The organism is Streptomyces sp. NPDC088733, assembly GCF_044751185.1.
Classification (GTDB): domain Bacteria; phylum Actinomycetota; class Actinomycetes; order Streptomycetales; family Streptomycetaceae; genus Actinacidiphila.
The window spans coordinates 230027-242593 of record NZ_JBIVLH010000010.1 but is presented as its reverse complement, the minus strand read 5'-3'; the positions used below and the strand labels follow the sequence as shown (position 1 = coordinate 242593).

7 protein-coding genes, 1 pseudogene and 1 riboswitch are annotated in these 12567 nt (G+C 72.3%); of the genes and pseudogenes, 2 read left to right on the top strand and 6 right to left on the bottom strand.

Annotation, left to right across the window (positions count from 1 at the left end; all coding sequences use genetic code 11):
* Positions 1 to 1731: pseudogene (locus ACIP64_RS20745) on the top strand (hypothetical protein); the annotation flags it as partial.
* 286 nt (positions 1732 to 2017) lie between these two features.
* Positions 2018 to 4000, top strand: coding sequence for an Ig-like domain repeat protein (locus ACIP64_RS20740; RefSeq protein ID WP_401588664.1), 1983 nt, complete (start codon positions 2018 to 2020; stop codon positions 3998 to 4000).
* A gap of 82 nt (positions 4001 to 4082) precedes the next feature.
* On the opposite strand, the gene ppk2 is transcribed toward ACIP64_RS20740, so the two are convergent.
* The 6 genes from ppk2 to cobN form a co-directional block, all read right to left on the bottom strand.
* Positions 4083 to 4979: a polyphosphate kinase 2 gene (gene ppk2, locus ACIP64_RS20735; RefSeq protein ID WP_360904939.1), complete on the bottom strand. Its 897-nt coding sequence runs from the start codon at positions 4977 to 4979 to the stop codon at positions 4083 to 4085.
* A 13-nt stretch (positions 4980 to 4992) separates the two neighbouring features.
* Positions 4993 to 5217 (bottom strand): hypothetical protein, encoded by a 225-nt coding sequence (locus ACIP64_RS20730; RefSeq protein WP_360904936.1) that lies wholly within the window; start codon positions 5215 to 5217, stop codon positions 4993 to 4995.
* Between the two features lie 34 nt (positions 5218 to 5251).
* Positions 5252 to 6403: an anion permease gene (locus tag ACIP64_RS20725; RefSeq protein WP_401588660.1), complete on the bottom strand. Its 1152-nt coding sequence runs from the start codon at positions 6401 to 6403 to the stop codon at positions 5252 to 5254.
* Positions 6404 to 6498: 95 nt separating this feature from the next.
* Positions 6499 to 8043 (bottom strand): substrate-binding domain-containing protein, encoded by a 1545-nt coding sequence (locus ACIP64_RS20720; protein ID WP_401588657.1) that lies wholly within the window; start codon positions 8041 to 8043, stop codon positions 6499 to 6501.
* Between the two features lie 169 nt (positions 8044 to 8212).
* On the bottom strand, positions 8213 to 8680 hold the full coding sequence (locus ACIP64_RS20715; RefSeq protein WP_401588654.1) for a PaaI family thioesterase: 468 nt from the start codon (positions 8678 to 8680) through the stop codon (positions 8213 to 8215).
* A 78-nt stretch (positions 8681 to 8758) separates the two neighbouring features.
* Complete coding sequence (cobN, locus tag ACIP64_RS20710; RefSeq protein WP_401588651.1) at positions 8759 to 12361, bottom strand: cobaltochelatase subunit CobN; 3603 nt, start codon at positions 12359 to 12361, stop codon at positions 8759 to 8761.
* A 52-nt stretch (positions 12362 to 12413) separates the two neighbouring features.
* A riboswitch (cobalamin riboswitch) is annotated at positions 12414 to 12497 on the bottom strand.
* Positions 12498 to 12567: the final 70 nt, after the last annotated feature.

The following is a 12567-nucleotide window of genomic DNA, read 5'->3' as shown; positions in this document are numbered from 1 at the left end:
GACGAGGTCACCGTCAGGGGCACCCTCGACTCCGCCACGCCCCTCCCGGCCGGCACCGAGGTCACCGCCACCCGCAACGGCATCGCACTCGGCACCACCACGACCAACCCCGACGGCAGCTTCAGCTTCCAGGACACCCCCACCGCCCTCGGCAGCACCACCTACCGCGTGACCTTCGCGGGAGACGCCACCCACGCCGCCACCGAGGCCACCGCCACCGTCAACGTCGCCAAGGCCGCGACCAGGCTCACGGTGGACGCCCCGGCCACCGCCGTCCCCGGCGACGAGGTCACCGTCAGGGGCACCCTCGACTCCGCCACGCCCCTCCCGGCCGGCACCGAGGTCACCGCCACCCGCAACGGCATCGCACTCGGCACCACCGCGACCAACGCCGACGGCAGCTTCAGCTTCCAGGACACCCCCACCGCCCTCGGCAACACCACATACACCGTCACGTACGCCGGCGACACCGTCCACGCCGCCACCGAGGCCTCCGCCGTCGTCGACGTCGAGAAGGACGCTGCCACCGTCGTCCTCAGCGCCCCCACCACTGCACTGCCCGGGGCCGAGGTCACCGTCAGGGGCACCCTCGTCTCCGACACCCCCCTCCCGGCCGGCACCGAGGTCACCGCCACCCGCAACGGCACCCCCCTCGGCACCACCACGACCAACCCCGACGGCAGCTTCGCCTTCGAGGACCACCCCACCGCCCTCGGCAACACCACCTACCGCGTGTCCTTCGCGGGAGACGCCACCCACGCCCCCTCCACCTCCTCCGCCGTCGTCGACGTCGAGAAGGCCCCCGCCACCCTGACGGTCGGCGCCCCCGCGACCGCCAAGCGAGCGACGAAGATCACGGTCACCGGGAAGCTCGCTTCGAGCGCGGCCTTCCCGGCCGGTGTGAAGGTCGCGGTGACCCGTACCGACCTGACCGACCCCAAGGGCAGGTCGCTCGGCACCAAGTCGGTCGCGCCCAACGGCACGTTCAGCTTCACGGACACCCCGGTCACCGGCGGCACCGTCACCTACACCGCCACCTACGCGGGCGACGGCACGCACACTCCCGCCACCGGCAAGGACACCGTCGCGGTCTCCCGCCTGGCCACCTCGGTCGGCATCAAGACCAACCTGTCGACGTACGCCTACGGGTCGACGGCGACCGTCACCGGGCACCTCGGCAAAACCGGCAAGAGCCGCGTGGTGTCGATCTGGGCCCAGCCGGCGGGCGGCACGAAGAAGCTGGTCAAGACCGGCACGGTGAACTCCGCGGGCGACCTGAGGATCACCTACAAGCTGAGCCGCAACACCACCTTCTGGGCGTCGTTCGGCGGTGACTTCTCCTACGCGCCGAAGTCGGTGTCGCGCGCGGTCGGCACGCAGGTCAAGCTCTCCACGTCCGTCTCGAGCCACTACAAGACGGGCAGGATCGGCTCGACCACCTACTACTGGTTCCACAAGAAGACGGCCCCGCACTTCACCACGAGCATGACCTACCAGACGGGCCGTGCCGGGCACTTCGAGCTGCAGGTCTACTACCAGGGCCGCTGGTACACCCAGGACAGCGAGTACTTCGGGCTGGAGCACGACGGCAGCCTGCGGGTGCGGCTGGACGCGCCGGGCCAGGCCGGCGTCCGGGCCCGGGTGCGCTTCTCGTACGTCAAGGGCGGCTCGCACGACAGCCTGAACACCACGACCCTCGGCGCCTGGAAGTACCTGTACTTCACCAACTGACGCCATTCGGCGGCAGACACGCGCGAGGCCGCCCCGACCGGTTCGGGGCGGCCTCGTCCGCATCGCGGAATGGTTGTACGGATCCCCGCATCGAATCGGGCACAGTACGGCCAGCGGGCGGCGAAGCGGCGGTAACGGATCGGCCCGGGTCATCAATGCAGTAGCCCAGTGTCATAGGCATGTCGTAGCGTTCCTCCTTGCGGCCGAGGAAGGCGCGCCGGGCACGTTCACGGTTGCCCGCGCCCTGCGGCGCACCCATACCCACGCCTGTCTGGGGGGAACCAGCTTGCGCACCCGTCACATCGCGGGCGGGACGGCCCTGTCCGTCCTGCTCGCCACCGCATCCCTGATCGGCGTCACGGCCACGCCCGCCGCCGCCACCGACGGCGGGACCGCCGTCCCGCCGGTGACCTCGCACAGCCTGGAGGACCCGGCCCAGGCCGCCGCCACCACGCTGACGGTGAACGCCCCGGCCACCGCCCTTCCCGGCGACGAGATCACCCTCACCGGCACCCTGGCCTCCTCCGTGCCCTTCGCGGACGGCACCACGGTCACCGTGACCCGCACCGACTCCGCCACGGCCGACGCGCCGCTCGGCACCGCGACGGTCGCCGCCGACGGCACCTTCTCGCTCAAGGACACCCCGTCCGCACTGGGCACCACCACCTACACCGTCAGCTACGCCGGCGACACCGACCACGACGCCGCCTCCGGCAGCGCCGGCGTCAGCGTCGCCCGCACCGCCACCACGCTCACGGTGAACGCCCCGAGCACCGCCCTTCCCGGCGACGAGATCACCCTCACCGGCACCCTGGCCTCCTCCGTGCCCTTCGCGGACGGCAGCACGGTCACCGTGACCCGCACCGACTCCGCCGCGACCGGCACGCCGGTGGGCACCGCGACGGTCGCCGCCGACGGCACCTTCTCGCTCAAGGACACCCCGTCCGCACTGGGCACCACCACCTACACCGTCAGCTACGCCGGCGACACCGACCACGACGCCGCCTCCGGCAGCGCCGGCGTCAGCGTCGCCCGCACCGCCACCACGCTCACGGTGAACGCCCCGAGCACGGGCCTCCCCGGCCGTGAGGTCGTCGTCACCGGCACCCTCGGCTCGCCCGTGCCCTTCCCGGCCGGCACCAGGCTCACGGTGACGCGCACGGACTCGGCCCACCCGTCCGGCACGCTGCTGGGCACCATCGGGATCGCGTCCAACGGTACGTTCACCTTCCGGAACGTACCGTCCGCGCTGGGCGGCAACACCTACACGGTCAGCTACGCCGGCGACACCAAGCACGCCGCCGCCACCGCGAAGGACACCGTCAGCGTCGCCCGGGTCTCCTCGACCCTCACGGTGAGCGCCCCCTCCTCCGCGAAGCGGTCCAGCAAGATCACGGTGACGGGCAGGCTCACGTCGAGCGTGTCCTTCCCGACCGGTACCAAGGTCACGGTGATCCGTACCGACCTCACGTACCCCAAGGGCAAGTCGCTCGGCACCAAGACGGTCGCGTCCAACGGCACGTTCAGCTTCACGGACACCCCGACCACCGGCGGCACCGTCACCTACACCGCCACGTACGCGGGCAACGCCCAGCACAACCCCGCCACCGGCAAGGACACCGTCGCGGTTTCCCGCCTGGCCACCTCGGTCGGCATCAAGACCAACCACTCGACGTACTCCTACGGGGCGACGGCGACCGTCACCGGGCACCTCGGCAAGACCGGCAAGAGCCGCGTGGTGTCGATCTGGGCCCAGCCGGCGGGCGGCACGAAGAAGCTGGTCAAGACCGGCACGGTGAACTCCGCGGGCGACCTGAAGGTGACCTACAAGCTCAGCCGCAACACCACCTTCTGGGCGTCGTTCGGCGGTGACTTCTCCTACGCGCCGAAGTCGGTGTCGCGCGCGGTCGGCACGCAGATCAAGCTCACCACGTCCGTCTCGCGCCACTACAAGACGGGCAAGATCGGCTCGACGAACTACTACTGGTTCCGCAAGAACGCCGCGCCGCTGTTCAGCACGACGATGACCTACGCCACGAACCGCAAGGAGCGGTTCGACGTCGAGGTCTACTACCAGGGCACCTGGTACCCGACCGACACGGAGTACTTCCCTATCGGGACCGCCGGCAAGGCGCTCATCACCCTGCCGGGGCCGGGCGAGGCCGGCATCCGGGCCCGGGTGCGCGTCTCCTACGTCAAGGGCAGCTCGGGCGACAGCCTGAACGCCACGACGTACGGCGACTGGAAGTACATCTACTTCACCAACTGACGCCCCGCACACCCCGCTCGACGACGAGGCCGCCCCGGATCCCCGGGGCGGCCTCGGCCGTGTTCTCCGTGCGTACGGCAGGTCAGGCCTCGCCCGCCTCCAGCAGGTTGGCGGCGGCACCGACGATCCGCGGATCGGGGACGCCGACGACCTCCTCGTCCTTGTCCGGGTAGTCGAAGCGGGCGAGCACGCTGCGCATGGCCTCGACGCGGGCGCGCTTCTTGTCGTTGCTCTTCACGACCGTCCAGGGCGCCTGCTCGGTGTCCGTCTCGCGGAACATCGCGACCTTGGCCTCGGTGTAGTCGTCCCAGCGGTCCAGGGACGCCAGGTCCATGGGGCTGAGCTTCCACTGCCGCACCGGGTCGACCTGCCGGATGGTGAAGCGGGTGCGCTGCTCCTCGCGGGACACCGAGAACCAGAACTTCACCAGGTCGATGCCGTCGTCCACGAGCATCCGCTCGAACGCGGGCGCCTGGCGCATGAAACGCTGGTACTCGTCGTCCGTGCAGAAGCCCATGACCCGCTCGACACCGGCCCGGTTGTACCAGGAGCGGTCGAACATGACGATCTCGCCGGCCGTCGGCAGGTGGTCGACGTACCGCTGGAAGTACCACTGGCCGCGCTCGCGCTCGGTCGGTTTGACCAGGGCGACGACCCGGGCGCCACGCGGGTTCAGGTGCTCGGTGAACCGCTTGATCGTGCCGCCCTTGCCGGCCGCGTCACGTCCCTCGAAGACGATCACCAGCCGGCGCCCGGTCTCCTTGATCCAGCTCTGCAGTTTCAGCAGCTCGATCTGCTGGAGCCGCTTGTGCCACTCGTACTCCTTGCGCTCCATGCGCTGGTCGTACGGGTAGTTCTCGCGCCAGGTCTCGACGGGGGTGCCGTCGGGACGGATGAGCACGGGCTCGTCCTGGTCGGTGTAGTCGACCTGCATACCGGCCAGCAGGTCCGGATCGGCGGGGTGCGGGAGCGTCGTCATGTCGCCTCGCCTCTCAGGAGTGGAACTGGGGAACGATCAGATAGATGCCGTACGCCACCACCGCGGCACAGGCCAGGAAGCACAGGCCCGCGGTCGCGTACGAGAGGGTCGCGCCGTCGCGGGAGGCCTCGGCCCGGGAGAGGCCGAGGACACCGAGTGCGAAGACGACAACCACACCCACCGTAACGCCAGTGCTGACGGCGGCCACTTCGCCGAGGGCACTCCAGTCCAGGTGCATCGCATTTCTCCTTGTCGGACGCGGTCGGACGCGCTCAGGCGGCCGACGGGGCGGAGGTCGCGGAGGGGCGCAGCGCCACGGTATGCGTGTCGTTGACATTGTGGGCGTGCACCGGGTTGCGGCGCGAGAGCACGACGATGAACGCCGCCACGGCCACCGCCACCACGGCGATCACGACGGTGCCCGCGGTGCCGCCGTGCTGCACGACGCTCGCCGAGACCCCGCCGACCAGCGCGGCGGCGGGGAGTGTCACCAGCCAGGCGATCACCATGCGGCCCGCGGTCCCCCAGCGGACCTCGGCCAGCCGGCGGCCCAGCCCCGCGCCCAGGATGCCGCCCGAGCACACCTGCGTCGTGGACAGCGCGAAGCCCAGGTGCGCGGAGGTCAGGATGACGGTGGTGGAGGCCGCCTCCGCCGCGAAGCCCTGCGGCGACTGGATGTCGGTGAGCCCCTTGCCCATGGTGCGGATGATCCGCCAGCCGCCCAGGTAGGTGCCGAGCCCGATGGCCAGGCCCGCCGCCGCGATCACCCACACCGGCGGCCCCGCGTCGTGCCCGAGGGCACCGGCGGAGATCAGCGTGAGGGTGATCACGCCCATCGTCTTCTGGGCGTCGTTCGTGCCGTGCGCCAGCGACACCAGCGACGCCGACGCGATCTGCCCGAGCCGGAAGCCCCGGGTCACCGACTGCTGCCGTGCCCGCGCGGTGATCCGGTACGCCAGGTACGTCGCGAGCAGTGCCGCGATCCCCGCCACCAGGGGGGACGCCACCGCGGGGATCAGTACCTTCTCGACCACCTTGTCGAAGTGCACGCCCTTGCTGCCGGCGCCCACCCACACGGCGCCGACGAGGCCGCCGAACAGGGCGTGCGAGCTGCTCGACGGCAGTCCCAGCAGCCAGGTCATGAGGTTCCACAGCACCGCGCCGACCAGCCCCGCGAAGATCATTCCCGGGGTGACCAGGGTGTCGTCGACGATCCCGCCGGAGATCGTCTTCGCGACCTCCGTGGACAGGAAGGCGCCGACGATGTTCAGCACGCCGCTGATGAGGACCGCGGTGCGCGGTCGCAGGGCTCCCGTCGCGATGGACGTCGCCATCGCATTCGCGGTGTCGTGGAAGCCGTTGGTGAAGTCGAAGGCCAGCGCGGTCACGATCACGACCGCCACGAGAAACGTGATGTGGTCCATGCCCCTTGAGGAAAAGGGCTCCACGCGTACGCCGGGCGACGACCGTGTGACGCCCGTCCGCACTTCTTGTCATGGGCAGGCAAAGCCCTCGGCGGTCAGCGGGCGCAGCGCAGGAAGCCCGCGGGGGTGTCGCAGGGGAGGTGCCCGTGGGAGGCGACGATGGCCTGGCCGGGCCCGAGGCGCAGGTAGTGGAGGAAGCTGGCGGTCAGGGAGTCGGCGTCGGGAGTGCCGTAGGTGTAGGCGTACTCGATCTCGTTGAAGGGGTAGCGGGTGTCGCCGTCGGCGCCGGTCGAGGGGGCCCGGCCGTTGATCGCCAGGATGTGCACGTGCGGGGAGGCCTTGGCGGCGCCCAGTTCGGCGTAGCCGATGGCGCCGGGGACCTGGCCGACCTCGGCCAGGACGTCCTCGGTGCTGTCGAGTTCGCAGCGGATCACCGGGTCGGCGCCGAAGTTCTTGGTCACGCAGTCCCGGGAGGTGAACCCGGGCTCGCTCGCGCCGCCGAGGACCCGCCTGCGGAAGATGTCGCGGGTACCGGACTCGGAGTTGCGGCTGACGAGGGAGATCGCGCGGTCCGGGCCCCCGACGTCCTTCCAGTTGACGACGGAGCCGCGGAAGATGCCACGGATCTGATCGATCGTCAGATCGCGCACCGGTATGGCGTCGTTCACGACGAGCGCGAAGGCCGAGACGGCGATCCGGTTCTCCTGGAGCTTCGACGGGCCCGACTCCGGCCTCGGGCCGTCGGACATCGCCACCACCGCGGAGCCGTGGCCCGCCTCGCCGGCCTTCGCCAGGTCGCGGACGCCCCGGTCGCTGGAGTCCGCCTCGACCCTGATCTCGGAACCGGCGCAGTCGGCGGCGTAGTGGCGGGCGATCTCCTTCATGACCGGGGCGAAGGCCGTGGACCCGGTGACGGTCAGCCGGCCGGTGGCGCAGTCGAGGGGCGGGGGCGCGTCCTCGCGGACGACGATGATGGTGGCCAGCACCGTGACGCAGACGGTGAGCAGGATCGTGATCCACCGGGTCGCCCGGCTGAACAGCGGGGGCGCGGCGTCGACGGGCATCGCCTTGTTGGGGACGACCACACCGTCGCGGATGCCGCCGGTGATCCGGACGCCGCCGCCGACATGGCCGCCGGTGAGCAGCACCAGCAGCTTGTAGTGCTGGCCCCGGTTGAGCGGCACCCGGGGCAGGTGGATGACGTTGCCCTCGTGGCGGACCCCGCCCTCGCCGCCGACCGGGGCGAAGTGGTCCATCAGCGAGCCGGTGTCGGCCTGGGTGACGGCCACACCCCGGACCAGGCGGCCGGCGAAGACCACGTTCAGGGCCCGGTGCGGGTCGCGGTTGGTGTAGTCGCTGTCGGCGATGCTCTCGCCGCCGTCGTTCTCGATGCGCAGCAGGACGAGGGTGGCGTCCACCATGTCCGGCAGGTCGTTGAAGAGACCCAGCCGCACATTGGTCGTGCCGGTCTCGCCGTCCGGGTCGTCGCTGCCGATCGGGGTGTCCATCTGGACGCGGTAGCCGATGCGCTTGCGGCGCGGTACCCGGCGCTCGTACCAGACCACCCCGACGGAAACCACCAGACCGACGATCGCGGTCAGCACCGCCACGATGTTGTCGGCACTCAGCCAGTCGTCCATGCGCGTTCTCGCATCCCCCGTGCAGCAGCCGTGTCCGTGGTGCTCTCAGTACCGGTCAGGTCGGGTCAGGTCCGGTCACCGTACGAGCGGGAACGGGCCCTGGCGACGGGTGTCCTGTCCCGCCGTCAGAAGTTCGCCGGGCGTTTCCCCGATGCGCGCGGAACCCGCGCTACCGGGGACCGGGCAGCCGGCGCACGCTCCAGTCGAAACCGCCCCGGCACACCACCTCGCCCGCCGCGTCCCTGACCTCGGCGACCGTGGCGATCCTGGCCCGGTCGCTCTCCCCCGCCAGCAGGGGCCGCAGCGCCGCGCGTTCGTCCGCCCCGAGCACGCACGAGGCCACCAGCCGCCCCCGGGCCGGCGCCAGGAACTCCAACGTGGCCGCCGCGCCCAGCGGCACGACGCCCTCGAACTGGGCGGGCTCCTCGCAGGCCGCGACGAGCGCGGCCAGCCCGGCCGCGTCGATCAGCGTGACGAGCCCGCTCGCGTGCAGGCTCCCGATGACGTTCCGCAGCGCGTCCGGCGTCTCCAGCGCCACTTCCGCGGCACCGTCCTCGGCGCGGACCACCTCGATCCCCGCGGTCCTGTTGGCCGGTACGGGTTCCAGCAACGTACGTGCGAGCGCGGTGGCGTCCATACCGTCAGGATGGCAGCGCCGTCCGACGAGGGCGTTACGCCCAGTCGACCACCGCGCCACAAGCCGGCGTGCGCCCCCCTACTCGCCGCCCTCCAGGTCGCCCTCGGTCTCCAGGAACGCCTCCCGCAGGGCCGCGACGACCTCCGGGTCGGGCTCCGCCCACATGCCCCGGGACTCGGCCTCCAGCAGCCGCTCCGCCATGCCGTGCAGGGCCCACGGGTTGGCCTCCTGGAGGAAGGCGCGGTTCTCCGGGTCCATGACGTAGGTGCGGGCCAGCTTGTCGTACATCCAGTCGGCGACGACACCGGTGGTCGCGTCGTAGCCGAAGAGGTAGTCGACGGTCGCGGCCAGTTCGAACGCGCCCTTGTAGCCGTGCCGCCGCATCGCCTCGATCCAGCGGGGGTTGACCACACGGGCGCGGAACACCCGGGAGGTCTCCTCCACCAGGGACCGGGTGCGGACGGTCTCGGGGCGGGTGGAGTCGCCGATGTAGGCCTCCGGCGAACGGCCGGTCAGCGCGCGGACGGTGGCGACCATGCCGCCGTGGTACTGGTAGTAGTCGTCGGAGTCGGCGATGTCGTGCTCGCGGGTGTCGGTGTTCTTCGCCGCCACCGCGATCCGCCGGTAGGCGGTCTCCATCTCCTCGCGCGCCGGGCGCCCGTCGAGGCCGCGGCCGTACGCGTAGCCGCCCCAGACGGTGTACACCTCGGCGAGGTCGGCGTCGCTGCGCCAGTCGCGGCTGTCGATGAGCTGGAGCAGGCCCGCGCCGTAGGTGCCGGGGCGGGAGCCGAAGATCCGCGTGGTGGCGCGGCGTTCGTCGCCGTGGGCGGCGAGGTCGGCGCGGGTGTGGGCGCGCACGAAGTTCGCCTCGTCCGGCTCGTCGAGGCCCGCGACCAGCCGCACCGCGTCGTCCAGCAGGCCCACCACGTGCGGGAAGGCGTCGCGGAAGAAGCCGCTGATGCGCAGCGTGACATCGACCCGCGGACGGCCCAGCTCCGCGGCGGGCACCGCCTCCACACCGGTGACGCGGCGGGACGCGTCGTCCCACACCGGGCGCACGCCCAGCAGCGCCAGCGCCTCGGCGACGTCGTCCCCCGAGGTGCGCATCGCGCTGGTCCCCCACAGCGACAGGCCCACCGACTGCGGCCAGGTGCCGTCGTTGTCCTCGCGGTAGCGGGTGAGCAGTGAGTCCGCCAGCGCCTGCCCGGTCTCCCAGGCGAGCCGGCTGGGCACGGCCTTGGGGTCGACGGAGTAGAAGTTGCGGCCGGTCGGCAGGACGTTGACCAGGCCGCGCAGCGGGGACCCCGAGGGGCCGGCCTGCACGAAGCCGCCGTCCAGCGCGTGCACGACGGCGTCGATCTCGTCGGTCGTCCGGGCCAGCCGGGGCACGACCTGCCGGGCCGCGAAGTCCAGCACCCGGGCGACGTCGCCGGGCAGGCCCTCGGCGACCCCGGCAACAGCCTCCGGGGCCCAGCCGGCGTCCTCCATCGCCTGCACCAGTGCGCGGGCCTGCTCCTCGGCGGCGTCGGCCGACAGGCGGGTGGCCTTCGACTCGTCCAGGCCCAGGGCCTCGCGCAGCCCCGGCAGGGCGGCGGTGCCGCCCCAGATCTGCCGGGCGCGCAGGATCGCCAGCACCAGGTTGACCCGCTCGGCGCCGGCGGGCGCCTGGCCGAGCACGTGCAGGCCGTCGCGGATCTGGGCGTCCTTGATCTCGCAGAGCCAGCCGTCGACATGGAGCAGGAAGTCGTCGAACTCGGCGTCGTGCGGCCGGTCCTCCAGACCGAGGTCGTGGTCGAGCTTGGCCGCCTGGATCAGCGTCCAGATCTGGGCGCGGACGGCGGGCAGCTTGGCCGGGTCCATGGACGCGATCGCCGCGTGCTCGTCGAGCAGCTGCTCCAGGCGCGCGATGTCGCCGTAGGAGTCGGCGCGGGCCATCGGCGGCACCAGGTGGTCCACGAGCGTGGCGTGGGCGCGGCGCTTGGCCTGGGTGCCCTCGCCGGGGTCGTTGACGAGGAAGGGGTAGATCAGCGGCAGGTCGCCGAGGGCGGCGTCGGGGCCGCAGGCGGCGGACAGCGCCGCGTTCTTGCCGGGCAGCCACTCCAGGTTGCCGTGCTTGCCCAGGTGGATCATCGCGTCGGCGCCGAAGCCGCCGTCGGACCGCGCCGTGGCGATCCAGCGGTAGGCGGCGAGGTAGTGGTGGGAGGGCGGCAGATCCGGGTCGTGGTAGATCGCGATCGGGTTCTCGCCGAAGCCGCGCGGCGGCTGGATGACGATCAGCAGATTGCCGCGGCGCAGCGCGGCCAGCACGATGTCGCCCTCGGGATTGGCGCTGGTGTCCACGAACATCGAGCCGGGCGGCGGCCCCCAGTGCTCCGTCACCGCGTCCCGCAGCTCCTGCGGCAGCGCGGCGAACCAGCGCCGGTAGTCCGCGGCCGGGACCCGCACCGGGTTCCGGGCCAGCTGCTCCTCGGTCAGCCAGTCCTGGTCGTGGCCGCCCGCCTCGATCAGGGCGCGGATCAGCTCGTCGCCGTCGCCCGAGGACAGGCCCGGGATCTCCTCGGCGGGCCCGAAGTCGTAGCCCTCCGCGCGCAGTCTGCGCAGCAGCGCCACCGCGCTGGCCGGGGTGTCCAGGCCCACCGCGTTGCCGATGCGGGCGTGCTTGGTCGGGTACGCGGACAGCACCAGCGCGAGCCGGCGCTCCGCGGGCGGTATGTGCCGCAGCCGCGCGTGGCGCACGGCGATCCCGGCGACGCGGGCGGCCCGCTCGGGGTCGGGGGTGTAGACCGGCAGGCCGTCCTCGTCGACCTCCTTGAAGGAGAACGGGACGGTGATCAGCCGGCCGTCGAACTCGGGCACGGCGACCTGCGTCGCGGCGTCCATCGGGGAGAGCCCCTCGTCGCTCTCCTCCCACACCGCCCGCGACGAGGTCAGGCACAGCGCCTGGAGCACCGGTACGTCGAGCGAGGTCAGCGCGCCCGCGTCCCACGCCTCCTCGTCGCCTCCCGCGGAGGCCTCGGCGGGCCGGGTCCCGCCGGCGGCCAGCACGGTGGTGACGATCGCGTCCACGCCGGTCAGCGCGGCCAGCAACTCCGGCTCGGGGGCGCGCAGCGAGGCGACGTACAGCGGCAGCGCCCGGCCCCCGGCCCCCTCGATCGCGGTGCACAGCGCCTCCACGAAGGCGGTGTTGCCGCTCATGTGGTGGGCTCGGTAGTAGAGGACGGCGACCAGCGGACCCCCGGTGACGGCTTCGGCACGCTCCAGGCGGCCCCAGGACGGGGCGGGGGCCGGGGGCTCGAAGCCGTGGCCGGACAGCAGCACGGTGTCGGAGAGGAAGCGGGCCAGCTGCGCGAGGTTGGCGGGACCGCCGTGCGCGAGGTAGGCGTGGGCCTCGGCGGCGATGCCGACCGGGACGGTGGACAGCTCCATCAACTGGGCGTCGGGGGCCTGTTCACCGGTGAGCACGACCACGGGGCGCGGCCCGGCGAGCAGCGCGTCCAGGCCCTCCTCCCAGGCCCGGCGCCCGCCGAGCAGACGGACCACGACCAGGTCGGTGCCGTCGAGGAGCGCGGGCAGTTCCCCCGCGGTGAGCCGGGCCGGGTTGGCGAGGCGGTAGGGGACCGGGCCCTGCGCCGCGCGGGCGCTGAGCAGATCGGTGTCGGACGTCGAGAGCAGCAGGATCACGTCGGGCGTGCCTTCCTCGGGGTCCGCGCCCCGGGCCGGTGGGTGACGGCGGGAGTTCCTGGCTCCCGCGGCCCGGCATTACCCGTGGGCCGCGATGACAGTGGCGGGACCGCACCGGATTCGCACCGGTTTCCTCCCCTGGCGCCGTCGATGGCATGGGCGCGGCCTGGCGGCCGTCCCACCGGCATAGTAAGGGCTGGTGACGT

What these genes read in the sequence shown, in the direction of transcription:
- ppk2 (WP_360904939.1), bottom strand. Translation starts at nt 4,979, where the DNA reads ATGACGACGCTCCCGCACCCCGCCGATCCGGACCTGCTGGCCGGTATG.
- ACIP64_RS20730 (WP_360904936.1), bottom strand. Translation starts at nt 5,217, where the DNA reads ATGCACCTGGACTGGAGTGCCCTCGGCGAAGTGGCCGCCGTCAGCACT.
- ACIP64_RS20725 (WP_401588660.1), bottom strand. Translation starts at nt 6,403, where the DNA reads ATGGACCACATCACGTTTCTCGTGGCGGTCGTGATCGTGACCGCGCTG.
- ACIP64_RS20720 (WP_401588657.1), bottom strand. Translation starts at nt 8,043, where the DNA reads ATGGACGACTGGCTGAGTGCCGACAACATCGTGGCGGTGCTGACCGCG.
- ACIP64_RS20715 (WP_401588654.1), bottom strand. Translation starts at nt 8,680, where the DNA reads ATGGACGCCACCGCGCTCGCACGTACGTTGCTGGAACCCGTACCGGCC.